The 25,546-nt window shown below is 44.1% G+C and carries 23 protein-coding genes, 2 tRNA genes, 1 rRNA gene and 1 pseudogene (1 of these 27 running past the window's edge); 10 read left to right on the top strand and 17 right to left on the bottom strand.

Annotated elements, in window-relative coordinates:
* The 5 genes from ABM313_RS22940 to ABM313_RS22920 form a co-directional block, all read right to left on the bottom strand.
* Positions 1-27 (bottom strand) — tRNA-Ala (locus ABM313_RS22940); it reaches 49 nt to the left of the window's first position.
* A gap of 52 nt (positions 28-79) precedes the next feature.
* Positions 80-153 (bottom strand) — tRNA-Ile (locus ABM313_RS22935).
* Positions 154-282: 129 nt separating this feature from the next.
* Positions 283-1,768: ribosomal RNA gene (locus tag ABM313_RS22930) — 16S ribosomal RNA — on the bottom strand.
* A gap of 365 nt (positions 1,769-2,133) precedes the next feature.
* Entirely contained in the window at positions 2,134-2,652 is a 519-nt protein-coding gene (locus tag ABM313_RS22925) for an inorganic diphosphatase (RefSeq protein WP_009627583.1), read from the bottom strand.
* 38 nt (positions 2,653-2,690) lie between these two features.
* Positions 2,691-2,900: a hypothetical protein gene (locus ABM313_RS22920; RefSeq protein WP_434685431.1), complete on the bottom strand. Its 210-nt coding sequence runs from the start codon at positions 2,898-2,900 to the stop codon at positions 2,691-2,693.
* Positions 2,901-3,165: 265 nt separating this feature from the next.
* On the opposite strand from ABM313_RS22920, the gene murI reads away from it, so the two are divergent.
* The 3 genes from murI (at position 3,166) to ABM313_RS22905 (ending at position 7,071) form a co-directional block, all read left to right on the top strand.
* Positions 3,166-3,996, top strand: coding sequence for a glutamate racemase (gene murI / locus ABM313_RS22915; protein ID WP_434685430.1), 831 nt, complete (start codon positions 3,166-3,168; stop codon positions 3,994-3,996).
* An 82-nt stretch (positions 3,997-4,078) separates the two neighbouring features.
* Entirely contained in the window at positions 4,079-5,500 is a 1,422-nt protein-coding gene (locus ABM313_RS22910) for an N-acetylmuramoyl-L-alanine amidase (protein WP_434685429.1), read from the top strand.
* Positions 5,501-5,505: 5 nt separating this feature from the next.
* Positions 5,506-7,071, top strand: a complete 1,566-nt coding sequence (locus ABM313_RS22905; RefSeq protein WP_434685428.1) for an N-acetylmuramoyl-L-alanine amidase — start codon at positions 5,506-5,508, stop codon at positions 7,069-7,071.
* A gap of 37 nt (positions 7,072-7,108) precedes the next feature.
* Here ABM313_RS22905 and ABM313_RS22900 read toward each other — a convergent pair whose 3' ends face one another.
* The 4 genes from ABM313_RS22900 to psbH form a co-directional block, all read right to left on the bottom strand.
* Positions 7,109-8,251: a sugar phosphate nucleotidyltransferase gene (locus ABM313_RS22900; protein ID WP_434685427.1), complete on the bottom strand. Its 1,143-nt coding sequence runs from the start codon at positions 8,249-8,251 to the stop codon at positions 7,109-7,111.
* Positions 8,252-8,458: 207 nt separating this feature from the next.
* Positions 8,459-9,106 (bottom strand): aminoacyl-tRNA hydrolase, encoded by a 648-nt coding sequence (pth, locus tag ABM313_RS22895; RefSeq protein ID WP_434685426.1) that lies wholly within the window; start codon positions 9,104-9,106, stop codon positions 8,459-8,461.
* The gene (locus ABM313_RS22890; protein WP_434685425.1) at positions 9,099-9,404 is read right to left on the bottom strand and encodes a TatA/E family twin arginine-targeting protein translocase; all 306 of its coding nucleotides are present in this window, start codon (positions 9,402-9,404) and stop codon (positions 9,099-9,101) included. The genes pth and ABM313_RS22890 overlap by 8 nt, the downstream gene beginning before the upstream one ends.
* Positions 9,405-9,506: 102 nt before the next feature.
* Entirely contained in the window at positions 9,507-9,701 is a 195-nt protein-coding gene (gene psbH / locus ABM313_RS22885) for a photosystem II reaction center phosphoprotein PsbH (RefSeq protein ID WP_190578700.1), read from the bottom strand.
* Positions 9,702-9,778: 77 nt separating this feature from the next.
* On the opposite strand from psbH, the gene psbN reads away from it, so the two are divergent.
* From psbN to dnaK, 6 genes are all read left to right on the top strand, one after another.
* The gene (gene psbN, locus ABM313_RS22880) at positions 9,779-9,910 is read left to right on the top strand and encodes a photosystem II reaction center protein PsbN (protein ID WP_094532123.1); all 132 of its coding nucleotides are present in this window, start codon (positions 9,779-9,781) and stop codon (positions 9,908-9,910) included.
* 38 nt (positions 9,911-9,948) lie between these two features.
* Positions 9,949-10,374, top strand: a complete 426-nt coding sequence (locus ABM313_RS22875; protein ID WP_434685424.1) for a molybdenum cofactor biosynthesis protein MoaE — start codon at positions 9,949-9,951, stop codon at positions 10,372-10,374.
* Between the two features lie 39 nt (positions 10,375-10,413).
* Positions 10,414-10,986 (top strand): DNA-3-methyladenine glycosylase, encoded by a 573-nt coding sequence (locus tag ABM313_RS22870; RefSeq protein WP_434685423.1) that lies wholly within the window; start codon positions 10,414-10,416, stop codon positions 10,984-10,986.
* A gap of 373 nt (positions 10,987-11,359) precedes the next feature.
* Positions 11,360-11,677 (top strand): STAS domain-containing protein, encoded by a 318-nt coding sequence (locus tag ABM313_RS22865; protein WP_434685422.1) that lies wholly within the window; start codon positions 11,360-11,362, stop codon positions 11,675-11,677.
* A 348-nt stretch (positions 11,678-12,025) separates the two neighbouring features.
* Complete coding sequence (locus tag ABM313_RS22860; protein WP_434685421.1) at positions 12,026-12,499, top strand: CAAD domain-containing protein; 474 nt, start codon at positions 12,026-12,028, stop codon at positions 12,497-12,499.
* 149 nt (positions 12,500-12,648) lie between these two features.
* Positions 12,649-14,619, top strand: coding sequence for a molecular chaperone DnaK (gene dnaK / locus ABM313_RS22855; RefSeq protein WP_434685420.1), 1,971 nt, complete (start codon positions 12,649-12,651; stop codon positions 14,617-14,619).
* An 81-nt stretch (positions 14,620-14,700) separates the two neighbouring features.
* Here dnaK and ABM313_RS22850 read toward each other — a convergent pair whose 3' ends face one another.
* The 6 genes and pseudogenes from ABM313_RS22850 to ABM313_RS22825 all read right to left on the bottom strand — a co-directional run.
* Positions 14,701-18,057 carry a Swt1 family HEPN domain-containing protein gene (locus tag ABM313_RS22850; RefSeq protein WP_434685418.1) on the bottom strand — a complete coding sequence of 1,119 codons (3,357 nt, stop codon included), beginning with the start codon at positions 18,055-18,057 and terminating at the stop codon, positions 14,701-14,703.
* 40 nt (positions 18,058-18,097) lie between these two features.
* On the bottom strand, positions 18,098-18,718 hold the full coding sequence (locus tag ABM313_RS22845; RefSeq protein WP_434685417.1) for a Uma2 family endonuclease: 621 nt from the start codon (positions 18,716-18,718) through the stop codon (positions 18,098-18,100).
* A 24-nt stretch (positions 18,719-18,742) separates the two neighbouring features.
* A complete protein-coding gene (locus ABM313_RS22840) occupies positions 18,743-19,372 on the bottom strand; it encodes a Uma2 family endonuclease (protein ID WP_434685416.1) in 630 nt (209 codons plus the stop codon).
* Between the two features lie 65 nt (positions 19,373-19,437).
* On the bottom strand, positions 19,438-19,608 hold the full coding sequence (locus tag ABM313_RS22835) for a hypothetical protein (protein WP_434685415.1): 171 nt from the start codon (positions 19,606-19,608) through the stop codon (positions 19,438-19,440).
* Positions 19,605-20,420: an HNH endonuclease gene (locus ABM313_RS22830; RefSeq protein WP_434685414.1), complete on the bottom strand. Its 816-nt coding sequence runs from the start codon at positions 20,418-20,420 to the stop codon at positions 19,605-19,607. The genes ABM313_RS22835 and ABM313_RS22830 overlap by 4 nt, the downstream gene beginning before the upstream one ends.
* Positions 20,421-20,466: 46 nt before the next feature.
* Positions 20,467-20,802: pseudogene (locus tag ABM313_RS22825) on the bottom strand (DUF1156 domain-containing protein); the annotation flags it as partial.
* A gap of 185 nt (positions 20,803-20,987) precedes the next feature.
* On the opposite strand from ABM313_RS22825, the gene ABM313_RS22820 reads away from it, so the two are divergent.
* Positions 20,988-21,224 carry a hypothetical protein gene (locus ABM313_RS22820; RefSeq protein WP_434685413.1) on the top strand — a complete coding sequence of 79 codons (237 nt, stop codon included), beginning with the start codon at positions 20,988-20,990 and terminating at the stop codon, positions 21,222-21,224.
* Positions 21,225-21,286: 62 nt separating this feature from the next.
* Here the strand turns inward: ABM313_RS22820 and ABM313_RS22815 are convergent, their stop codons facing one another.
* Both ABM313_RS22815 and ABM313_RS22810 read right to left on the bottom strand, forming a co-directional pair.
* A complete protein-coding gene (locus ABM313_RS22815; protein WP_434685411.1) occupies positions 21,287-21,934 on the bottom strand; it encodes a Uma2 family endonuclease in 648 nt (215 codons plus the stop codon).
* 34 nt (positions 21,935-21,968) lie between these two features.
* Positions 21,969-25,517: a helicase-related protein gene (locus tag ABM313_RS22810; protein WP_434685410.1), complete on the bottom strand. Its 3,549-nt coding sequence runs from the start codon at positions 25,515-25,517 to the stop codon at positions 21,969-21,971.
* Between the last annotated feature and the right edge of the window lie 29 nt (positions 25,518-25,546).

The following is a 25,546-nucleotide window of genomic DNA, read 5'->3' as shown; positions in this document are numbered from 1 at the left end:
GCGCTCTACCAACTGAGCTATATCCCCAGAGTTAACTATTGCTTTTGGCTTTTTTGCCTCTAGCTTTTAGCTTCTCAAGTGGGCCATACTGGACACGAACCAGTGACCTCACCCTTATCAGGGGTGCGCTCTAACCAACTGAGCTAATGGCCCTTTATGTTAGCCAAATTTAGAACCTGACTTAGTTTGAAAGCTTTCCAATAAATCTCGAACGACCTTGGGATGACTTACATCTGACCTAATTCTGTATTGGTTCAGTCTAGATGTAAATAGGTCTCCCTATAAGGAGGTGATCCAGCCGCACCTTCCGGTACGGCTACCTTGTTACGACTTCACCCCAGTCACCAGCCCTGCCTTAGGCGCCTCCCTCCCTTGCGGGTTGAGATAACGACTTCGGGCGTGACCAGCTTCCATGGTGTGACGGGCGGTGTGTACAAGGCCCGGGAACGTATTCACCGCAGTATGCTGACCTGCGATTACTAGCGATTCCGCCTTCATGCAGGCGAGTTGCAGCCTGCAATCTGAACTAAGACCGGGTTTATGAGATTAGCTTGCACTCGCGTGCTTGCGACTCTTTGTCCCGGCCATTGTAGTACGTGTGTAGCCCAAGGCGTAAGGGGCATGATGACTTGACGTCATCCCCACCTTCCTCCGGTTTGTCACCGGCAGTCTCTCTAGAGTGCCCAACTTAATGATGGCAACTAAAAACGAGGGTTGCGCTCGTTGCGGGACTTAACCCAACATCTCACGACACGAGCTGACGACAGCCATGCACCACCTGTGTTCGTGCTCCCGAAGGCACTCCTCCCTTTCAGGAGGATTCACGACATGTCAAGCCTTGGTAAGGTTCTTCGCGTTGCATCGAATTAAACCACATACTCCACCGCTTGTGCGGGCCCCCGTCAATTCCTTTGAGTTTCAATCTTGCGACCGTACTCCCCAGGCGGGGTACTTAACGCGTTAGCTACGGCACTGACCGGGTCGATACGGCCAACACCTAGTACCCATCGTTTACGGCTAGGACTACTGGGGTATCTAATCCCATTCGCTCCCCTAGCTTTCGTACTTCAGCGTCAGTTGAGATCCAGCAGGACGCTTTCGCCACTGGTGTTCTTCCAGATATCTACGCATTTCACCGCTACACCTGGAATTCCTCCTGCCCCTATCTCTCTCTAGTCTAACAGTTTCCATTGCCGATCCAAGGTTGAGCCTCGGGCTTTGACAACAGACTTATTAAACAGCCTACGTACGCTTTACGCCCAATAATTCCGGATAACGCTTGCATCCTCCGTCTTACCGCGGCTGCTGGCACGGAGTTAGCCGATGCTTATTCGTTAGGTACCGTCATTATCTTCCCTAACAAAAGAGGTTTACAACCCACAGGCCTTCGTCCCTCACGCGGTATTGCTCCGTCAGGCTTTCGCCCATTGCGGAAAATTCCCCACTGCTGCCTCCCGTAGGAGTCTGGGCCGTGTCTCAGTCCCAGTGTGACTGGTCATCCTCTCAGACCAGTTATCGATCGTCGCCATGGTAGGCCGTTACCCCACCATCTAGCTAATCGAACGCAAGCTCATCTACAGGCATTAAAACTTTCACCCGAAGGCATATCCGGTATTAGCAGTCATTTCTAACTGTTGTCCCGAACCTATAGGTAGATTCTTACGCGTTACTCACCCGTCCGCCACTAAGTCCGAAGACTTCGTTCGACTTGCATGTGTTAAGCATACCGCCAGCGTTCATCCTGAGCCAGGATCAAACTCTCCATGGTGTCTTTATACTTTCAGAATTCCTTCCTACTTTTCTAAAGCCTTTTTTCCTTTCGGATGGGTTTGACTTTTTTAAGCTTTTCGCTTATCCTGTCGGATAGCTGGTTATCTTTCAATAATCCAGTCTTTATTCTTTTGACGAGGTTTATTGGTTTCCTAAAGCTTTCAAACTATTTGGTTGTCTAGGTTCTTAGCGCTTTTCTTTTGTCGGGTTCGCTTCGCTTTCGCTCGTCTCTCCCTTCAGCGCTTTATTAAGTTAGCAAGGTTAAATCGCTTTGTCAACCCTTTTTTAGAAATTGTTTTGAGAATAGTTTGTTTTGGCTCGTCTATTCCTTATGGTAGAAGGATTCTAGGCTCCAAAAAATTTTTAGGATTTAGGCAATGCCGCTTCAATTGATTTAGTTACAAGAGCTTGAACCGCTTCTACACCTTCCCAGCCTCTGATTTCAGTAACTTTCTTTTCTAGATTTTTATAGGAACGGAAAAATTCAGCAATTTCTTCAAGACGATGGGGGGCTATGTCGGCTAAGGTTTTGACATCAGCGTAACGTGGATCTTTGGCAGGAACACAAAGGATTTTTTCGTCACGATCGCCCCCATCAATCATGATCAGCATACCGATGGGACGTGCAGGAATAACGCAGCCAGGAAATGTGGGTTGATCCATGATCACCATGCCATCAAGAGGGTCGCCATCATCAGCAAGGGTGTTGGGGACAAAACCATAGTCATAGGGATATTGGACTGAGGAGTAAAGGACGCGATCAAGTGCAAAAGCATTGAGGTCTTTGTCGAATTCGTATTTATTTTTGCTGCCTGCGGGGATTTCAATCAGGACGTTGAGGATGCCTGCTTTAGGTTGAGGGGGAATGCGCGATAAGTCCATTGAGTACTCCTTGATTTGGTTTTTGAGTTGTTATTTTTCTATTTATGACAGATGCTGTTCGCATAGGAGATCGCAGGCTGTCTAGAAAAAGTATAGCGATCGCAAGTACCGTTAAGACATAAAAACCAGAAAGATATGGCAACGCCTATCGTTGCCATATCTTTCTGGTTTTTATATCGATATAGCTGTCGCCAAGTGTATGAGGACATAAAACCCAAGAAGAGAATGGCGGCGCTTTGCGCCGCCATTCTCTTCTTGGGTTTTGCTTTTGTCCTAACACAATCGACGGCAGCTATAGTACCAATTCACAAAAGAGTGACGGCACTTGTGTCAATTCAATTAAGTGAACTGAAAAGTAACTCCAGTAGTTTTTTTAAGCAAAAAATAGCGTAGTTATTTTTTGCTTTGGCATGAGTGTCTGAGGAAATTGTATTTGAGGTTAATTAGTTACGCTGATATTCACGTTAAGAAAAGTATGCTTTACTGTGATGCATGTGAAGTGTGAGGATGTGCATGTTTTTGCAGCAAGAAGCTCGGTTCCCTATTGGTGTTTTTGATAGTGGGGTTGGGGGACTTACGGTTTTACAAGAAGTTCATCGCCAATTGCCTAATGAGTCTGTGGTTTATTTCGGTGATACAGCAAGATTGCCCTACGGGAAGCGATCGCCTGCGGAGATCATTGAGTATGTATATGAAATTTTGCACTGGATGCAGTCTGAGCAGGTCAAGATGGCAATCATGGCTTGTAATACCAGTTCGGCTTTAGCATTAGATATAGTGCGAAAGGATTTTGATTTACCAATTTTGGGGTTGATTTTGCCAGGAGCGAGAGCAGCTGTGGGTAAAGGCAAGAGGATTGGGGTAATTGCCACGACCGCGACTGTCAAAAGTGAAGCTTATGTAAGGGCTATTTGTGAAAGCGATCCCCAAGCACATGTGTTTCAGGTAGATTGTCCTGAATTTGTACCTTTGATTGAGTCTGATCGGATTAACGATCCATATACATTGCAAGTAGCCCAGGAATATTTACAACCACTGATTGAGGCAAATATTGATACTTTAGTTTTGGGTTGTACTCATTACCCACACTTGTCGGGGGTTTTACGCCAAATTTTGCCGTCTCATGTGGCTTTAGTAAATCCTGCTTCTTATGTGGTGAGGGCTGCGAGCCAAGAGTTAGATTTGATGGGTCTAAGATGCCTAGATAATCGTAGCGATCGCGCTGAAACTCGATTTTTTGTAAGCGGCGATCCAGATCGTTTTGCTCAAGTATCGCGACGGTGGTTAGGAAAGTCTCCATCAGTGGAAAAAGTTTACCTATCTCCTGTAGAATTGCTGTCTTAAAGTTTCGATTGGCAAGCTCTAGTCAAGTGGGAGTAATTTTTTGAACCCATACTACCGACAATCACTATGGCTGATACTGTTAATGGTTGGAACATGTTTCGGTACACAAGCAATTAATGCTCAAGTACCTCTTGTTTCGCCATTGAGGGATAATGACCTCCAAGCACAACTACCATCGTCAGGTCAGCAGTTACAGTTACGCAATGTCCAAGTTAACGCTGATGGGTTTGTCTTACAAATTAATGGCAGCCCTCAGATGCGGACATCACGAGTAGCTAACCCTGATCGCATTATTTTAGATTTACAAGCAACTGAAGTTTCGCCTTACATTCATAACTCCGTAGTGCCAATAAATCGCTATGGGGTGAGGCAAATTAGAGTGGCTCAGTTCCAAAAATACCCTGCGATCACTCGGTTAGTTTTTGATCTAGATAGCACTAGTCCTGTTAATTGGCAAAGTTCTTACGATCAGACAAGGGGTTTATTATTGCTTCGCCCTGTAGGGCTATCAGTAACGGAAAAAAATACCAGTAGCTTGCCAGTAACCAGTTCTTCTGGATCTAATAACAGCTTACCAACAACGATTAATGGTTTGTCGTTTAATGGCTATGGTCAACTAGTAATTGATGCTAGTCGAGCGATTACCTATCGGAGCAGTCTAGATTTAGCAAATAATACTTATAGTTTGACAATTCCTGCGACTCGTATTTCATCGCAGTTACGCCGACCAGTCTTAGGGGCAAATAGCCCCATTGAACAAATTCGCCTTACTCAGGTGGGTGATGCAGTAGTCGTTAGCGTGAAAATGATCTCAGGCTGGCAAATTAGTGAGTCTGTCAGAACTAATCCCCAAGCGATCGCTTTACAGTTGACAAGTGTTGGGCAAGTGAATGCAGGTATTCCCCCCAATACGCGATCACAGGTGCAGCCAAACTATGGCAATGTCACTTCTGGTCGCCAACTAGTTGTGATTGACCCAGGGCACGGGGGACCAGATGTAGGTGCTACCAGAAATGGAGTCTACGAAAAAGATATTGTACTAGCAATGAGTAAACAGCTAGGCAGAATATTGCAGCAAATGGGATACTCTGTGATGTATACACGTACTGAGGATATAGACCTCGACCTAGAACCAAGAGTGCAGATGGCGGAGAATGCTAGAGCGAGTGCATTTGTCAGCGTTCATGTTAACTCCCTTGATGCAAGTTCATCACAGGTAAACGGGGTTGAAACTTATCATGCGCCTAGTGCGTCTTTGGGTAAGAATCTTGCAGAATTGGTACATCAGCAGATTATTGCTAGTACAGGTGCAAATGACCGTGGTGTGAGGTCAGCTAGATTTTATGTAATTACGAAAACTTCAATGCCTGCAATTCTGGTGGAAACTGGATTTATTACTAATCCATCAGAAGCATCAAGGTTAGTCGATAGTAACTATCAAGGACGTATGGCAGTTGCGATCGCTCAAGGCATCGATCAATTCTTGAAATCTTACCGAAGATAGATAATGTGGGGATTGACCTAGAGCAAAAATCTATCAAGAATCTAGCTGTTCGATCTTCTCAACTTTTAGATCTTTATATCCACGGGAGAACTACTTTGCGATATCGACAACTAGCAGTTGGAATTTTGATGACTGTAGCTACTGGCTATATCAGCCCTGTCTTAGGACAGTTACAAGCACAATCGATAAACAATATTTCTAACTTATCTAGTACCGTTCAACTAAACGGCATTCGACCAACTAACAATGGCTTAATGCTAACGGTTAATGCTAACCCCCAAATTCGGATTCAGAGGGAGAATAATCCCGAGCGCTTAATTGTCGATTTACAAAATACTAATTTGGCACAAGCCTTGCACCAATCAACCTTGCCCATGAATCGACTTGGGATTAAGCAAGTTAGAGTCGCGCAATTTCAGAATAACCCTGCGATCGCCAGACTAGTTCTTGATCTCGATAGCAATGATCCCAATAGCAAAGTTGCATGGCAAGGTCAATACATCGCCTCTACTCGCACCCTACTACTAACGCCATCGAATCAAACTGCTCAAGCGATACCGATTGCTCCTCCCATAAATCCTAATTTGAATCTTCCTAGACCAATCAATTCCCCTACTAGCCCTGTATCTTCTACACCTACAGAGATCCAAAGCTTGAGTTTTAGCAATACTGGGCAACTAATAATTTCAGCCAACCAGCCAGTGAGCTATCGGGCTAATTTTGATCCTACCTCTGGCACTTATACCTTAACTATTACTAATGCCAAAATCTCGCCAAATTTACAGCGTCCTAGCCTTGCTACAAATAGTCCTATTGAAAGAATTAGGTTATCGCAGGTAGGAAACTCTGTAGAAATTGGGATCAAAACGATCTCTGGTTGGCAACTACGCGAAACTCAACGACTCAATAATCAACAAATTCAATTACAAGTTTCATTAAATAGCGTTGCTCCGAATAACCAAACGCCTTTACCTAGTAACAATCCTGTTCCCCAAACCCCTCTAAATACAGGTGAGCGTCGCCGAGGAGTAATCCTAGTTGACGCAGGGCATGGCGGGCGTGACCCAGGTGCTATTGGTAATGGCATACAGGAAAAAGATGTTGTCCTAGATATCAGCATTAGCTTAGGAAAAGCCCTGCAAAATATGGGTTACACGGTTTATTACACTCGTACTAGTGATGTAGAAATTGATTTGGAACCACGTGTAGCTCTTGCCGAGAGAGTTAATGCCGATGTGTTTGTAAGTATTCATGCGAATTCTCTGGCTTCTCGCAACAATAGCGTTAATGGGGTAGAAACCTTTTTTGCCCGCGGCTCAACAATTGGGAGAACGCTAGCTAGCTACGTTCAGTCACAAATCATATCAGCGACTGGTGCAACTGATCGCAGTGCCAAAGCCGCAGGCTTTTACGTAATTGCTAGAACTTCGATGCCTGCTATTTTGGTGGAGACTGGGTTTGTGACAAACCCGACTGAAGCAAGAAATCTTAGCAATCCTAACTATCAAAAACAGATGGCAGATGCGATCGCAAGAGGTATTGATCAGTTCATGCGTGTTCGTGGCAGATAAAACAACAGGGGAAGCGCGAGGCGATTCCCCTGTTGTTTTAAGAAGGAGCTTTAGAAAATTCTAAAGGAGTTTGAGACTGCTGTTGATGCCTAGCATCGGTAATTAACCAATCTAAGGCAGCTGCTTGCAAGTCAATAGTCGCACCCGTTTTGTCAACACAATAACGGCCAAACACCAACTTATCGACTAATCGCACATCTGATAAGCGCGAATACTCGAAAATCACACTACGCTCAACCACTGCACCACTGCAAACATGACAGTTAGGTCCAATCATTGTTGGACCAATGATGGTCGCGCCATCTTCTATTTGAGTCATGCCACCAATATAGACAGGACCACGGATGTCTACCTTATCCCAATTTACAGAGACATTTAAACCTGTATAAATGCCAGGTTTAACTTCATGCCCAGGGATATTAACATTTTTAATTTTGTCTGAAAGGACATCTTGGATCGCTTGCCAATAGTCAGGAACCTTACCAATATCAACCCATTGAAAATCCATAGAAATCGCATGGAAAGGCAGATTAGCTGATACCAACTTAGGGAACAAATCGCTGCCAAGGTCAAATTCCACACCTGAAGGCACATAGTCGAGAATTTCTGGCTCGAAGATATAGATGCCTGTATTAATTGTATTGCTTAGAGCCGACTCAATACTTGGCTTTTCCTGAAACTGCTTAATGCGACCATCGGAGTCTGTTACCACAACTCCATAGCTTGACACCTGATCTTTAGGAACGGTCTTAGTGATAATCGTAGCTAGTGATTTTTTTTGACGATGCCAGTTAACGGCATAGGTGAGATCAAGATCGATCAATGCATCACCACAAAGAACAACAAAGGTATCGTCAAAGAATGGAGAAAAATCTTGGATTTTTTTGAGACCGCCAGCCGAACCAAGCGCACTACCTTGGAGTTTGCCATCAATAATAGTTCCTTCAAAGGAATATGCCATCTGCACACCAAATTTCTGCCCATCTCGAAAATAGTTTTCGATCTCTTCTGACAAGTGGCTAACATTAACCATGATCCGATCAAAACCATGCTGTCTTAGTAGTTCAACTAAAAACTCCATCACAGGCTTTTGCATGATGGGAATCATGGGCTTGGGCATGATATTCGTGATCGGGCGGATTCTAGTACCTTTACCCGCAGCCAAAATCATGGCTTTCATAAATTACGTTCTCCTCTCACTACGATTAAATGGCACTTGCATATCTCAGTAATTTGGGTACTATGCGATGTGTTCAAGCTCCCTAAAAACCCGTCTTATCATACCCTGTAAGCAGTCCTAAAAAATTTAGAGAAGACCAACCGATAAACCTCTAAATTTAAGATCGGCAATGCATCAGCAATACTTTAGATATGACGATCTGATTTTTTAAACATCAATACTACGACTGTTGTAGAGACTCATCGCTTTTTCTAGCCCATCGAATAAAATGCTAGTCACTGTGGATTCAGCAAGATCAAGAATTTCTGGCAATATTTTAGTCTCTGAAGCAGAAAATCCTCCTAAGACATGATTCGTCACATTTTGATTAGCTTTGGAGGCGATCGCACTATCATTACCGTCAACTTTACCACCACGCCCAATACCAAGACGAAGCCGAGGAAAATTTTGCGTACCAAGATGGGAAATTATGGATTTCATCCCATTGTGTCCACCTGCTGAGCCTGAAGGTCGCAATCGCAATTTACCAAGGGGTAGATCCATATCGTCATAGATCACCAGAATATTGGCGGGATTCCCCTTAAACCAATCAGCACAGGCTCGTACTGACTGACCTGAGACATTCATGTAGGTAGTTGGCTTGAGCAGCCGGATCTTGCCGCTACTAGCTAATCGAGTCGATAATCTACCTTCGCCAAAAAGACCATAAAAGCGCTTTTCTTTGCCAAGAGAAATACTCCAAGATGTCGCTAGGCGATCGATCACCATAAAACCAATATTGTGGCGGGTACGCTCATATTCGGTACCAGGGTTACCCAGCCCCACAATCAGAGAAATAGATTGAGTCTCAAGCATCCGAGGCAGTTGTTACTTCCTTAGGTTCTTCTGAAGATGTGGCAACAGCAGCAGCGACGGGTGTAGCAACATCAGGATTTGGCTGTGCAGTTGGTTTATCGGCAACGGTTGCCGGTTGCTCTAAGCGATCAGCTTCACGCTTAAACTCTGATTCAAATTCACGGGAAGCATCTTGAAACCCTTTAATTGCTTTGCCCATACTGCGCCCAATTTCTGGCAGTTTTTTGGGGCCAAAGATCAAAAGAGCAACTAGCATGATCAGAATCATTTCAGGCAAACCAATACCAAAAATATTCATGGAGAGTGACCTTAAAATTTATATACAACGAAAACTGAAAACTATTGATACGTTAAAGGCACGCAGAGCGTGCCTTTAATCTTTGCTTAGGATAGCTAGAACCTAGCCGCCCCAGTTGAGGTTAACACCATCAAGGATCAAGGAGGAGTTGTACAACTGGAGAATAATTACCAGAAATACAAGAAACAATGCCATGAATACAGCCATGAGAGGGGTAGTTCCCCAGCCACGAGAGACCTTACCGTATTCTGCGTTCAAAGGTCTGAGGATATCGCCAAGGCGGGTACGTTGTGACATAACTTTGTCTTCTTAAAAGGATTGTTACAAAATAGTATAATTGTAATTAAGAATAACTCAAATCATTGGTTCAATTCATGGAAAACGCAACTTCGATCGCGGTGACTATCGCCGTATGTGTGATCGTTTTAACAGCTTATGCGATATATGTGGCGTTTGGTCCGCCTAATAAAGAATTAGTCGATCAGTTTGAAGAACACGAAGATTAATTTAACTAAACCGTGCTCTGCGCGGTTTAGGCGAATATATGAGTAAAAATTTTCGACTAACTCATGAGGTTTTGGATGTGTCAGCAGTCTATGCGATCGCCGACAATGCGCGTAATGGGGCAGTGGTGCTGATGAGCGGTATGGTACGCAATCAGACGGGGGGAAGAGCCGTTGATTATCTGGACTATCAAGCCTATGAATCGATGGCTTTACAAGTTTTTCAGGAAATTAGCGATCGCTGCCATCAAAAATTTCCAGATATCACCGAAGTTGTCATTCACCATCGCCTTGGCAAACTTAAAATTGGCGAAATTAGCGTTTTAGTTGCAGTAGGGTCTCCACATCGTGCCGAAGCTTTTGAGGCTTGTCATTATGCGATCGACAGCTTAAAAGTTGATGCTCCAATTTGGAAAAAAGAATTTTGGCTAGATGGGGTCAGCAGTTGGGTTAATTGCCCGATATAGCAGAAAGATACAGAACACTCTTTGGGTTTGGAGTTTTTGATGCTGCTAGAAAAATCTTTTTTTGCTCGTCCTGCCTATGAAGTTGCGCCAAATTTATTGGGATGCACTTTAGTAAGAAGGATTGACGAGCTTGAATATCGGGGAATTATTGTCGAAACTGAAGCCTATGACGCAACCGATCCTGCTTGTCATGGGTATCGGCGTAAAACTCAGCGCAATGCCGCTATTTTTGGCGCACCCTGTACTGCATATGTCTATTTAATTTATGGAATGTACCACTGCGTTAATATCGTGACCGATCGCGAAGATTTTTGCAGTGCGGTATTAATTCGGGCGATCGAATGCGATCTCTTACCAAGTTGGCACAACCCTAAAGAAAAAGCGCATCGGGCAGGAGCCGGACCTGGCAAACTTTGCCGACTATTGAAAATTGATCGACAACTTGATGGGGTAAAGCTACATCCCGATTCAGATCTATGGCTAGAGGCGCGATCGCCTAATTTTGCTGAGCCAATTGATCAGACCACAAGAATTGGCATTACGCAGGGAGCAGATATCCCTTGGCGTTGGTATTTACGCGATCGCACCTCAGTATCTCGAAAAGTGACCTAAATAAGTAGCCAGTATTTAGTGGTGCAGAGATTTGTGCTGCACCACTAAATACTGGGCTGGAAAAGATTGTCAGATCTTTAGACGGCGATCACTCAATATTAATAACTTTAGAAATAACCTTTTCATAACTTTTGGGTAAATAAATATTGAATTTAGGAAGTAGGATGTTCCTATGAAATAGAAAAGTACAGTTGCACAGCCAAAAAGCCTTATCTAAATTAGACGATTGTTTAGATAGAAAAAGTGGTTTTTCAACTTAATATTTTCTAAAAATTATCCACACACAGAGTTATCCAGACATTTTAATTAATAATTTATTAAATCAATTTAGATATTTTAAGTACCTCTAAATCGGGGAAAGGAGAAAAAAGCAATGCACATTGAAGTAATGCAGCCAACGGGTCATCTTAACGCCACTAGTACTAACTATTTTCGTCAACAAGCTAGTCATGTTTTAGATCGAAAACCTGATGTATTACTTATTGACTTAAAACATCTCAAACAGATGGATAGCTCAGGTTTGGGGGCTTTAATTTTTGCTTTGAGGAGCGCAAAGGCGATCGGCTGTAGGTTTGCACTCTGCTCAATCAGCGAATATATCGAATTTTTGTTAGAAGCTACATCAATGAAAAACTTATTTGATGTATTTGAAAATCGCAGCCAGTTTGAACATTCTTTGAAGAAAGTTTAAATGTTATTAGAAATAAACTAAAGAGACATGGCACTCACGCCATGTCTCTTTTAGTTTTGGATAGTAGCGATCACTACTATTTCTAAAACTTAAATATAAAAGCTTCAATATAGCGACCCTAAATAGGCTATGAGAGTGCGCCCCGAAAGGTCGTACTCTCATAGCATCCAAATCTTACAACTCATTTAGGATCGCTATATATTCAAAACCAAAAATAGATAATTCTCTTTGCCCCATCTCTTTTTTGAGGATGGCAGCCACTTCATTACAGTGATCCCCTAACAAATCGCAGCAAATATTGTTAAAATTTCCCCATCCTACTGACTGGTCAATAAGATCAAACAAATTATGGAACCTAAAGAAAACACTACCGAATCGATCGCAGAAGATCCAGCCGAAACTGTAGAAACTACCAACACAGACAAAGAATCTCCCAAAGCCCCAGAAACAAGCAAGCCAGTAACATCTGTTTCTGAAGCTATAACAACAGATACTACTCCTACCGCTCCACCCATAGATGACTCACTCAACGTGAGCTTTGATATTTTGAAACAAATCAAGGAACTTTGGGAGGAGTACTTTGGTGAAGGTAAAAAAGCCAATCGCACCCTAGCGATCGCCATAATTGCTACTATCCCTGTATTGATTGCCACGTCAGAACTTTTAGGCTTTTTAAATAAATTACCTATATTGCCTAGCGTCTTTGAATTAGTTGGCTTTGTTTATTCGGTATGGTTTGTCTATCGATACCTATTACTTGCCAATACTCGCAAAGAGTTAATCGATGGGCTCACAACTTGGAAAAACAAAGTTTTTGGCTAAACAACTAATCTAAAGACAAGGGGCTTAGAAGCCCTTTGTCTATAAGCGTGATGTTTAGAGATAGGATATTAGCAAAGTAAAGCAACATCAAAAATTGTTAAGCTGTTTAATAAACAGTCTTGGGAAGTGAAGAGGTATATACGTCAAGCATGGGCAAAATTGTAGGTATTGACTTGGGTACGACAAACTCTGTGGTAGCCGTTATGGAAGGTGGCAAACCCATAGTGATTGCAAACTCAGAAGGTAGCCGCACCACTCCCTCCGTTGTTAGCTTTACTAAAGATGGCGAGCGTCTTGTCGGGCAAATGGCACGTCGGCAAGCAGTGCTAAATCCTGACAATACCTTTTATTCTGTCAAGCGGTTTATCGGACGCAAGCATAGTGAACTCTCGGCTGAAACGAAGCGAGTTCCCTATACAGTGCGTCGTGACGATCAGGGCAATATCAAGTTACGCAGTTCGAGACTTGAGAAAGATTTTGCGCCTGAAGAAATTTCGGCAATGGTAATTCGTAAACTCGTCGATGAAGCGAGTCGGTATCTAGGGGAGCCTGTGACAGGTGCGGTAATTACAGTTCCTGCTTATTTTAATGACTCCCAGAGACAGGCGACCAAGGACGCTGGTCGAATTGCGGGGATCGAAGTTAAACGAATTTTAAATGAACCAACGGCTGCCTCGCTAGCCTATGGATTAGATAAAAAATCCAACAAGAAAATTTTAGTATTTGACCTTGGTGGCGGCACATTTGATGTGTCAGTCCTAGAGGTCAGTGATGGTTTATTTGAAGTCAAGGCAACAACGGGTGATACCCAGTTAGGCGGCGATGATTTCGATCGCCAAATAGTGAATTATCTCGCCGAAGAATTTTTAAAATCCGATGGTGTCGATCTGCGTAAAGAGCGCCAAGCGTTACAACGTCTGACCGAAGCCGCCGAAAAAGCCAAAATCGAGCTTTCGACCGTAGGTGTAACTGAAATTAATTTGCCATTTATTACGGCGACGGCTGAAGGTCCTTTACATTTAGAAACGAGTTTAAAGCGATCGCAATTTGAGCGTTTAAGTGCCGATTTATTAGAGCGTTTACAAATTCCCCTTGATCGCGTGTTACGTGATGCTCAAATTAGTCCGCGCCAGATTGATGAAGTGGTCTTAGTTGGTGGCTCGACGCGGATTCCTGCGGTACAGCAAATGGTGGAAAGAGCAATCGGTAAGCCGCCTAGCCAAAGTGTAAATCCCGATGAAGTGGTGGCGATCGGTGCAGTAATCCAAGCGGCGATCTTGTCGGGCGAAATTAAGGATGTGTTGCTGCTGGATGTCACACCTTTATCTTTGGGTGTCGAAACTTCGGGCGGTGTAGTCAAACGCTTAATTCCTAGAAATACGACGATCCCTTGTCGCAAAATGGAATTATTTACCACTGCCGAAGACAATCAAACCTCTGTGGAAATCCATGTGATCCAAGGGGAACGAGATCTCGCGGAATATAACAAGTCTTTGGGGCGCTTCAAGTTAAGTGGGCTTGATCCACAGCCTCGCGGCGTGGCTCAGGTGGATGTCACCTTTGACTTAAATACTGACGGTATTTTGGCAGTAACTGCCAGCGATCGCCGCACAGGTGTCGAACGCCGTGTCACGATTAAGGGCGCTTCAACCTTGGATGAGAAAGAAGTACAGCGCATGGTTACTGAGGCTGAGCAATTTGCCGATCGCGATCGCGCCAAACGGGAACGCATCGAGAAACTTAACCGTGCCGATAACTTGGCAGTGGGAGCCGAGCGTCAACTGAGGGAGTTAGCACTTAACTATGGCTATAAACTCAGTTACGAACGTCGCAAACAAATTGAGGGATCAATTAAAAAACTGAGAGATGCGATCGCCAAGGAAGATGATGCCCTAATTGATCGTGCTCAGTCCGAGTTGCAGGAAGCGCTATATGCTCTATCAACGGAACTCTATGCCGAAGATGACGAGGATTACGATGATGAGGATGACGATCTCTTCGGTGGCATCCTCGAAAGTATTGGCAGTTTTGCCAGCCGTAACAAGCGGGGCAAGGACGAAGACGATCGCCGCCGTCCCAATACGCGAGTATCCTATGATGACGATGATGATTGGATGTAAGCAAAAATCGGGTGTTATACAAATGAAATTAGTCTAAACTCCAGTCTGTTAAGTAAAACTGGCAATAAAAATGGTGCTAATTTAATCCTGTTCAAAGCTCTGACTATTGAATTTGAGGGTACGACAGTTTTCTGTAACGGTGCGAATAACTGTATCGGAAATACCTTCTTGCGATCGCACTTGAATGTCTAAGGTGATTTCGACTTCGGCATTTGCCAAGCTCATTAGATGCTCTAGCACTTCCTTGGTAACCTGCTCCATGTCACGCTGACAGCGCAAAGGGTTTAGTTTGATCGATCCGTAAAAACGTTTTGGTTGAGGAAGTGGCAGATTTTCTGGTTTTAGATTTGGTTGGGCTGTGCTGGAACTGCCATCTTTGACGATGTTAGTAATTCCTTGGCTAGATGTGCTGTATTGATAGTCTGTTGTCTGTTTGTTGGTTGCAGATTCTTTTCTCTTAGCCTCATCAGCCTCAAACTGTTTTTGAGCTATGTCAGGTTTAACGATTAGCCCTGTTGAGTTAGTTAGTAAGCTCATTTCACCACCCCGCAACCCCGCATAGCGTCGTTGGGTTTCATCAAAAGCATCGGCATAGGCAAAGTTTTCCTGCCAAAGTAACGATGAAACACCTTCAGAAATTGCCCGTAGTAGCACCTGTTCGTCGCGCAGTTTGGGTAGATAGAGGTACTGGGCAAGATAGCTCCAGAGCTTTTTGATTTCGAGATGATTGACATCTCGCCACAGAAAGGGATCTAGGGCTTCTAATTTCATGTTTGCCGCAGCATATTGAGTGAGAAAGTAATTGTCATGGGAAAGCTTACGGCTTGCTTTGAGGATAGGGGACTCTTGAGCTTGTAAGCGAACTTCTTGCCACGTTATTCCTTGTTGCGGATCGGGTTGGACAGGGACTAATGCCCATTGGTAGGCTTCTTTTAACTGAATATCAACTGACTCATTGGATTGCTGGCACTTGGCATCGGCTTGTTTAGTTTGAAAAGGATCGAGATTGAGGATGTCGCGCTCATTGGTAATCGACTTCCAAGCAAGGTACTGTGCGGTTGATTGTTCTAGTGCCGAGAGCTTACTTTTATCTGGAGCCACAAACAGTAATAAATTTTTGTTGTAGCGTGGGCTGCCACCACGTTTATTCAAAATTTCCTGAGCTTGACTATAAGCTTCACTATTAGTTGCCTTATTGCTATAGGGAAAGTTTGGAGACAACACAACTAGACGAACACCCATACTGGAATCATCTGGAATATCGGCAGAGCTTTCAGGAGCAATGTGGATGCCAGCAAATTCACCCTTGTTTTTGTCGCTTTTGAGTCGGCGCACGATTTCTGTATGGATGCGTTCTGGCTCAGATGACAAGATGCGAGTGGCGCGATCGCTAGCGGTGCGGGTGACATTGGGTTGAGTAGAAATCCAGTAGCGTCCGCTTTCATCAACATAGATGTAGGTAGCGCTATCGGTAAGACGGCGTAAAGCATCGCCAAAAGTAGCTGGCGATTCACCTGGTTGGACGCAACCTAGTTTGATGTGGCGATCTTGAATGCCTCGATTTGCTGCTCTTAATGTTGGAGCAGAACCAAGATAGATCGTGCGGGTGACACGCCGACAAGCAGAATATCGCCCTAAGTTGGGATTATCCCGATCGCAAGCAGCAGGTAAAGAATTAGCACCATCGACATCTTTTTCAATGATGGGAACCCAGTTGTCTTCAAGATAGCGAGTTAGTTCGGACTGAACTAACGGATCGTCAAGAGGAACACTGGAAGGCAAAATCATCAAACTGCGATCGTCTCGTTCCCAGAGAGAATGAATCACTTTAGCCATCAGTCTCAAGACACCGCGAGTGCGCTGGAACTTGTCGAGAGTTGACCAATCACTGTAAAGGCGATCGAATAGTTCGGGATGAATGGGGTAGGCTTCTTTGAGTCGGCGCTCATAGTTGGCTTCGCGGCATTCAGTAGGAAATTCTTGTGCTTGACTGCGATACATTTCGGAGAAGGTTCGCACAACTGCATCTCGCGCCACAAATAGGGCAGGGTCAGCGATCGGTTGAAAGAGTCGTCGTCGGACGATTTCAAAGCTCTCCTCTGCACTTGCGGGTCGCCAAGGCGATTCTACTCGCCCGATCGCATTTTTGAGTCTATCCAGTGCTGCTTGTCCGTAATCGCCACCAATTTCAATATCCGATGAGGGGATACTGACTACAAGTAAAGTGCGATCGGCATTTTTGGCAGATTCGCTTAGGGTTTGGGCAAACGTGAAGTGAGTGTCAAAACTACCTGAAATTAAATCTTCGCGATTGTGCAATTGACGGGCATAGGAAACCCATTCATCAACCAAAATCAGGCATGGAGCATAACGATTGAATAGTAACTTGAGATTATCCCCAGGGTTAGTCGCCGTCTCATCAGAGGAACGTACCATTTCATAGCCTTCTTTACCTCCCAATTGCCAAGCAATTTCGCCCCAGAGGGTATGTACGACCGTGCCATCGTTTTTAGTGTGTCTTTGTCCAGGAGAGATTTTATTACCCGCAATTACGGCAATGTTGATATTTTCGGGCGGTTCTTTGACTTCGGCTGCGGCAAATACTGGCTCAGATCCTGGTAAGTCTTGAGTCGATCGCGCACAGCAGAGATGATAAAGCGCAAGCAGGGCATGGGTTTTACCACCACCGAAGTTAGTTTGTAACTCGATTACAGGATCGCCGCCATTGCCAGATAAGCGATTGAGGGCATTGGTGAGTAGTTGCTTGAGTCCTTCCGTAATGTAAGTACGGCGAAAAAATTCGGTGGGGAGGCGATATTCATCGGAGCCTTCATCAAGATAAACTTGCCACAGATCGGCGGCAAATTCGGCTTGTTGGTAGCGTCCAGATGCAATATCAGGGTGGGGAGTGACAATTTCTCGCCAAGTTTTCAGCCCTTGTTGGGGTGAACCTTCGATCGCTGCGGTTGCTTTTCTGGTTTCACGACGGGCTTGTTCTTCGTATCTTTGCCGCATCAGTTCATAGAGTTGCTTAGCGATCGCCTCAGATTGCTCTGCTGCACCGATAGAATCGAGCAAACGGGCAACGCTATCGAGGGCGCGATAGGCATCTTCGGTAGACACAGAGCTAGAGCCATGCGCCCAATTATTGCGGGTGGCAATTAGTTCATTAACGATAGAGCGATCGGTTTTGCTGAGGATTTTTCTAAATACTTCGTTCCATTGGCGATCGAGTAGCTTTAGTTGAGCCGCAGGATCTTCTTGCAGAATTTCTTCGAGTGTACGCTTGAGATTTGGATCTGGGTCAACAGATGCTTTAGCAGCAGTTAGCCAATCAGTACGATAGGCGCTTTTCATCTCGCGTTCGATGAAAGGATATAGTCCTTCTTTGAGATATTTGAGGGCGCGACCGATACGTTCTTGATTGCTAATTGCCATAGGTTTGATTAACAGATTAATTTAGATGAGAGTGAAATTGTTATAGGTCGTTAGGTTCAGAAGGGAAATTAATATTTTCGTAAAGAACGGAGATGGGAAAGGTTAGGTCTAGGCTGGTGATCTGAATGAGTGGATCGTTAGTTGTATTTTTATCTTCTAAGTCTGTTGGCTCGATCGCGATGGATAGATATTCCCAAGCTAAGTCACTACGGCGCTGATAGATCTCAATTCTGGGTCGATCTGGTGTGATCAGAATGTAGGTTTGTAGAGTTTCGATCAGCATATAGTGTTGCTGTTTGATGCCGCGATCGCGGGCTTCGGTGGCAGGTGACAGCACTTCGACAATGATCGTGGGGTATTGCAAAAAGTCCCGCGCAAAGCGATCGCGATCGTCACAGGTGACAATGAGATCGGGATAGTAGTATTTGCCTGATGGGGTGGTGACTTTGGCATCGCTGATGGCGACTTTGCAACCTTTGCCCCGCAGATGGGGAATGAGCAGGGCAGCAAGATTGGCAGAAATTTGGCTATGGGGAATTGTGCCGCCTGTCATAGCGATGATTTTGCCGTTTTCGTATTCGTGTTTTGTATCTTGCTCGGCTTCCCATGCCAGATATTCGGCGGGAGACAGGATAGGGGAGTGAAGGTTAGCAATCATCATGCTTTTTTCTTTTTTATATTTTATTTATATTTCGTTGCTCTTAATGAACTTACGCCATGCCCTGACCATTTCAGGTTCGCGATCGGGGCGGATATATTGCGCCATGAGGTTTAGGTCTAGATTAGGAAAAATTTGACTTTGAGTAATCTCTGTATAGCCAGTACCGTCTTGTTTAATGCGATAGAGGGTAAAGCGATCGCGCTGATAAAACCAAACTTCGGGAATCTGTAAACCTTGATAAATTTCGAGTTTGTTGATACCGCCACTGGTGACGGTTACTTCGATCGCTAGGTCTGGGAATTGTTTGCGATCGCCAATACAAAAGCTTTCATCGGGTTCTAGTCCGCGATTGGTTGATTGAGATTTGCATGTAGTGGAACCACAGCTAAAGAGGTCAATATCCAGAGCATCGGCATAGATATATAAAAGCCTTGCGATTAGGGTTTTCAGCATTTCATGCTCTGGCGAAAGCGTCACGATTTCTAAAACTCCTTGCAGATAGGTTAGATGTAGGTTTTGATGTCCAGAAAACATCTCAATAAAGTTTTCATATTGCTGCCAAGTAATGCCATAGAGAGGGATACGCGGCTCAGCGATCGCTGGTGCAATTAATTTCTCTAAGTCGATTTGAGGTATATCAAGGGTGATTTTCATAGCTCTGTCTATTGCCTCCTAAAGTTAAAGTCCTAAGCCTTTTTGATTTGCCAGACAGTTTTAAATCAAATATTAAATAAATTGCCTTGTTCGGTGGTGGGCTTTTTCTCGGCGCTGGCTAGTTGCACGATCGCTTGCCATGAGATGACGAGGCTGTTGTAGTCGAGGGCTAGTTGTGTCCAACCTTTGCGATGAAGATGCAATTTAGGTATTTTGAAATCAAAATTAGTGTTCATCTAATCAAAATTTTGTTTCGATGATATTCAAGATATTCCTGATTAATTGAATGGATAAGCGGTAGACTCGCTTGCATTTGATTGATTTTAACTAAAATGTCTTGAAAAGGAAGACTGAAATTTTGAAATTGTGGAGTGATTATCACTTTAAGAGATGGATCAAAACCAATATAACCCTGATCAAATAGATGGTCGTAAGTTACAGATAGTGATAATCCATTAGAAGGATCTAGACGGCTAGAGATTCCATGAGACCATGGAATAATATGACTTGCTCTCAAGAAATTGCTCTCAGGAATACCAGTTAAACAACATTTTCCTTGAAAATTCTCAAGGACTCTTTTTCTAAACAGTGATTGTTTTTGACGAGAATTTACTTCTATCCTTCTGTTTTGAATAGCATATTCATTTAATTCATCAATTTTTGTGTCAGTATTAATTAGATCATATTGATTATTGAGGAACAGAGGATTTCCATAAAAAAGACTAATATCTTTTGTATAGTTACAGTTATTAACCTTAATCTCGTGTCCTCTGATAATTCCTACCCATCTAGTTTTTCCATTTTTATCATTAGATAAATATTCTTCAGTAAATAAATCAGCAACTACAACAAATGGAATCACATAAAAGTCACCCTCTAAATCTTGATTTCCAGCTAGGATTATAGAGAAGTTATTGCCAAATGTTTCTTTGTATTTTTTGAGCTTGGATAAGGAAAAATCAAACCAATAGTTATTACTAGGATCTGCTTTTCTAATATAATGATCTCTTTCTAAATTTGAACGATTGCTAAGAACTAGATTTTTCATTCTTTTATCATCATTTAGATTACATAAAATTATATACAGGCAATAAATTCTTATCAGTACTTTTGAGAATTTCTGCCCTTGCTTCATTCAAAACATCCTGATTATTGATATTCTCCCACTTCACCAAACGCTCAATAATCCCAAATAACCTTAATCGCTCAATATTCTGCTCATCCTCAGTCGGAAACTCATCAGGTAAACTCGAAGGATCATCTACCAACGAAGCAAACAACACCGCCCGACAAGCTGCCAAAGGTCGCCGCGCCCACCACAAATGCAAAGTGCTAGGATGCCCATGCCGAATTGACTTCTCCCGCGCCGATTCTTTATTAATCGCCTCTAGTCGTAATGAAACCTCGATGAGTTTCTTTTTGTAAGTCATGACGATTAATTTTTCTGTAACCAGTTCTTAGCAGAACTCATCGATGTAAATGCAAGATTGCTTGCGATTTTTGGCATTATCTCACAAATTTCACAACATACAGCACTTTGCGCCGCCTCACCCTATTCTGGTTTTGATATGACTATGATCTAGACTAGACAACAAGAGAATAAAAGCTTAAATCTATGACCATCTTAGAAAAAGTAGTCAACACCGTGCAGCAACTCCCCATCGAGCAGCAAAAGCAAGCATTAGCCTTTGTTGAATTTTTGGCATTTAATCTCAACAATCAAAGTGACGATGATTCATTAATCGAAACAAACGCTCTCCTGCAAGTTCCTGACCTCTTAGATCAAGTTGAGTCAGCACGACAAGAATATCGAAAAGGCGAAGCTTTAACCATGCAGCAAGTGTTTGGATAATGGCTTACACAATTTTATTTTCAAAACAAGCCCAAAAAGACATCAACTTAGTAGAGCAATAATTACTTTAGATTTTGCCCCATCCATGCCTGAAGTTCTCGCAATGCTGCCCCTCTTCCTTTTGTGCGACAAATTTCTAAACAACGATTAATCGCTGTTGTAACTTGGCATTGCGGGAAAATCGCACTATCCAGCGACTCAACATAGTCCCCATCTTGCAATCGAAAAATTCTTAACTGGCGATCGGCATACTGCCATATTTCAGGCACACCCAAAGCCACATAAGCAGATCTCGCAGTCCGAGAAGTCAGATCCACCTCGATCGCCAAATCTGGTGGTGGATCAACCGCCAAATCTAAGCGCGTCTTGCCAATCATCAAATGATGATTCTGCACATAAAAGCAGTTGTCTGGCTCAATCCCCGCAGGCATACTTTGCTTCTTAAAAGTCGTCGAACCATAGCACTCGTAATCCATTAAGAGATAGGCAAATAGCATCTTAATCAAGTCGCCAATCAATTCCTTATCCGCTTCATGCTCAGGCAAAGGCATCTGAATCTCCAATACACCATCAAAATAAGCAATCCGCGATGCGCGTTTTTCTCCCAAATCTTCTAGAATCGCCTCAAATTGCTGCCAATCAATATCATGCAAAACCGTAGTTTGACCCTGCAAAGTCTCAATCTGAGCAATCCGTACTAATGTTGCCATCCTGTTAACTCCTATGCGATCAGTCTTACCAAATCTAGAATTCCTGACCCTTTGCCCATAGCTCTTGCCAACTATAGTTTACGCTAATCGACCCAAAATCTGGCTCTCTTTGAAATGGCTGCTGAACATAACGCACAGCACAGAGAGCATCCTCATCTTGTGGCACTTTGACCATCGCTAACAAGTAACTCTCTGGCTTATTCAATGCAACTAAAATCTCATTTTTAGTCACTGTCACCGTATCTGCCCCCTCAACCCTGCCCTTAACCTCAAGCAATCGCAAGCGTCCATCCCCCACATAGGACTCAATATCATAGCCACAACGGCGATCGCTGACATCGACAGGTTTAAAACCGAGCTGTACTTCCTGTGCCATCACTGCCGCCATTGCCCTTAACTCCACGCGGCGACGCGCTTCATAGTTAGAAACATGGTTAGAAACATTGAGGCGATCGCTCAGATCTTCCTTCTCCAAATTCTCGACAATGCTTGGCGGCGTAAACACTGACGCAGGAATAATTAAGGCACTGCCCACCACAATTGGCGGTAAGCGTGTTAGTTGTCGCTCTTGAGCAAGTTCGTCTAACCGTTTTTTCATTCGCGCTTCTAGATCGTCTGCCCTCTGTCTTGCCCTTGCGGAGTTGAGCTTCGCATTGGGTTTGCCAGCCAATTCTTGGGCGCTCAACTCATTTGCCCGTCGATCCCAATGGCTGATTTCTTTAGCTAGTCGTTCTTTTACCGCAGCGATCGTTTTGTCGATCAACTTCTCACGGCGATCGCGAATTTCGGCAAAATGCTGTGGTACTAAATGGGCGATCGCATAGCCAATCGCCTTCGATTCAATTTCTTGAGAGAACGTATATTGAGCCAAAAGTGTCGGCATCTGCGATTGCTCATCCTCTCGCAAGGGTCGATAATCCAAATAAGGAGCATATCCTGCATCTTGAGTATGTCCTTCAGCATCAATCTCCACATAGTGCATACGCCGAGAGACTACGCGCCTACTCCCATCAGCATTTGTTCGCGCATCCTGAATTGAATGCTCTAGGTAAACCAGCACACGCGGATTCTGGTTCGTACTAGTTTCATCTACTAATACTGCCCCCTGTTTGAGCAAATCACGATTCTGCTCCATCAACAAAGAAATAACACTATTAAGTAAAGGATGCCCAGGACAAACAAAAGTAGCTATGGGTTTCCCAGACACATTAATTAAATCCTTAGCAAAACAAATACGCTCATAACTTCTGCCCACAGGTTCACCCAACCCCACTTGCTGACTACGGTTACGAATACTCGCAGGTACGTGGGTAATTTCATAGCGAAGGGGTTCACGCTGACGAATGCTGCCGCCTAAATCCGTAAAAGCTCTCAGGAAGAACTCCGCTATAAAGTGCGGCTGAAGTTTACGGGCTTCCATTCGTTCCATATCTTCACGGATACGCTGCAACCTAGAAGCATCCATCGAATCATGGGCTAAGGCTCTCTCTTCTAACAGGTCACGCAGTCTTTGCTGATCGAGCTTATCGACCACTGCCTGATTGAGCTTTTCCCGAATGTCAGGGCGATCGCCATACCGAATAGCCTGAATCATTAAATCTCGCAGCTCTGCACCTGCGATCGCTTTTCCTAATACATCAAACACCTTACCGCCCAAGGCTTCCTGTTCCGCTTCAATTTTTTTGAGCAAAGTCGCATAAACACTACCTTCACGGGTTTCCGCCGCCACCAAATTCCACAAATGGCAAACCTCTGTCTGTCCAATCCGATGAATACGTCCGAAGCGCTGCTCTAGACGATTAGGATTCCAAGGCAAGTCATAATTCACCATGAGATGCGCCCTTTGTAAATTAATCCCCTCTCCCGCCGCATCCGTGGCGATCAACACTTGGACAGCCACATCTTGTTTAAATGCCTGTTCCGCTTTTTTGCGCTCCTCTCGACCGATCGCTCCGTGAATAGTGACCACAGCATCGGTGCGACCGAGTAAGGTACTAACGCGATCGACAAGATAGTTGAGCGTATCGCGATGCTCGGTAAAGATCACCAACTTGCGGCGATAGCCACCAGCATCAAACATTTCAGTACAGTCCTGCAACAAACCCGATAATTCTTCCCACTTGCGATCTGTCCCACTGCGCCGCACTCTAGCCGCTAGTTCTTCCAGTTCTTTAAGTTTGGCTATTTCTGCCTGCAACTCGGCGATCGTCCGCGATGCCGAAGCCAGATCGACTAACTCCTCTTCGGTCATCTCCCGTTCATCCGCCGCAAAGTCCTCCATGTCATTTTCCAAGTCATCTGGATCGATATCACGATCTACAGCATCTAACTTAGAGAGAACTATTGACGGATATTGCCTTCGCAGTTCTTCTTCTTGCAAACGCTTTTGGAGTCGCTCCCGTCTCCGCTTAATCGACTGATAAATTGCCTCTGGTGAAGATGCTAAACGACGCTGCAAAATTGCCAGCGCAAAACCAACCGTACCCTTTCGCCCTTCATTTTCCAAAGCATCAACACGATTAAATTCATCCCGCACATAATCAGTCACCTGACGATAAAGACTTTCTTCTAATGCCGATAGTTGATAACTCACGGTATAAGCGCGTCGCTCTGGGAATAGGGGCTTACCATCAAATTTGAGCATATCTTCTTTAACAAAGCGACGCATCAGATCAGAGACATCACTGGCATGGACTCCCTCACGAAATTTTCCCTCAAAGCGATCGCCATCCAGTAGCGCCATAAATAATTGAAAATCTTCCTCTCGACCATTGTGAGGCGTTGCCGTCATTAGCAAAAAATGTCGAGCGACTTGTGATAACTGCTTACCTAATTTATATCGCTTAGTTTCCTTAACTTCTCCACCAAAAAAAGATGCGGACATCTTATGGGCTTCATCACAGACCACTAAATCCCAGTCAGTCTGCGCTAGTTTTGCCTGCAAATCCTCATTGCGACTGAGCTTATCAAGCCTCGCAATTACCAGAGGCATCTCTGCTAGAGCGTTTCCTGTTCTTGCTGTTGCAATGCGATCATTTGAGAGAATCTCGAACGGGAGATGAAACTTAGTAAATAGTTCATCCTGCCACTGCGTTGCTAAACTCCCAGGGCAAACAATCAAACAACGATGTAAGTCTCCACGCATCAATAACTCACGAATCAGCAATCCTGCCATGATTGTCTTTCCCGCCCCAGGGTCATCGGCAAGTAAAAATCTCAAAGGCTGACGTGAGAGCATTTCGCCATACACCGCCGTAATCTGATGGGGAAGCGGCTCTACTAAAGATGTATGCACAGCCAGAAGAGGATCGAACAGATGCGCTAAGTGAATTCTGTATGCTTCAGAAACAAGTCTTAGCAAAGCGCCATCGCCATCAAAGCTCCACTGATGACCGACTTGAACAATTTCTAGCTCAGACTCACGATCTCTATAGAGCAACTCATTTCCTAATGCACCCAAAGAGTCCTTATAGGTAATGTCAACGGCTTCAGTGCCATAACGCGAAATACTAACAATCGTGACCGTGCGATCGGGCAAAACCCCTCTAAGCACCATCCCTAAAGCCAATTCATCTAAATTCATAGTGAAGTTACCTTGACATCATCGGAATT

Origin of the sequence: Pseudanabaena minima str. Chao 2107 (genome assembly GCF_051131155.1) — a bacterium.
In the GTDB taxonomy this organism is placed as follows: Bacteria; Cyanobacteriota; Cyanobacteriia; order Pseudanabaenales; family Pseudanabaenaceae; genus Pseudanabaena; species Pseudanabaena minima.
The sequence above is the reverse complement of the archived record's forward strand: the minus strand, read 5'-3'. Positions and strand labels throughout refer to the sequence as shown.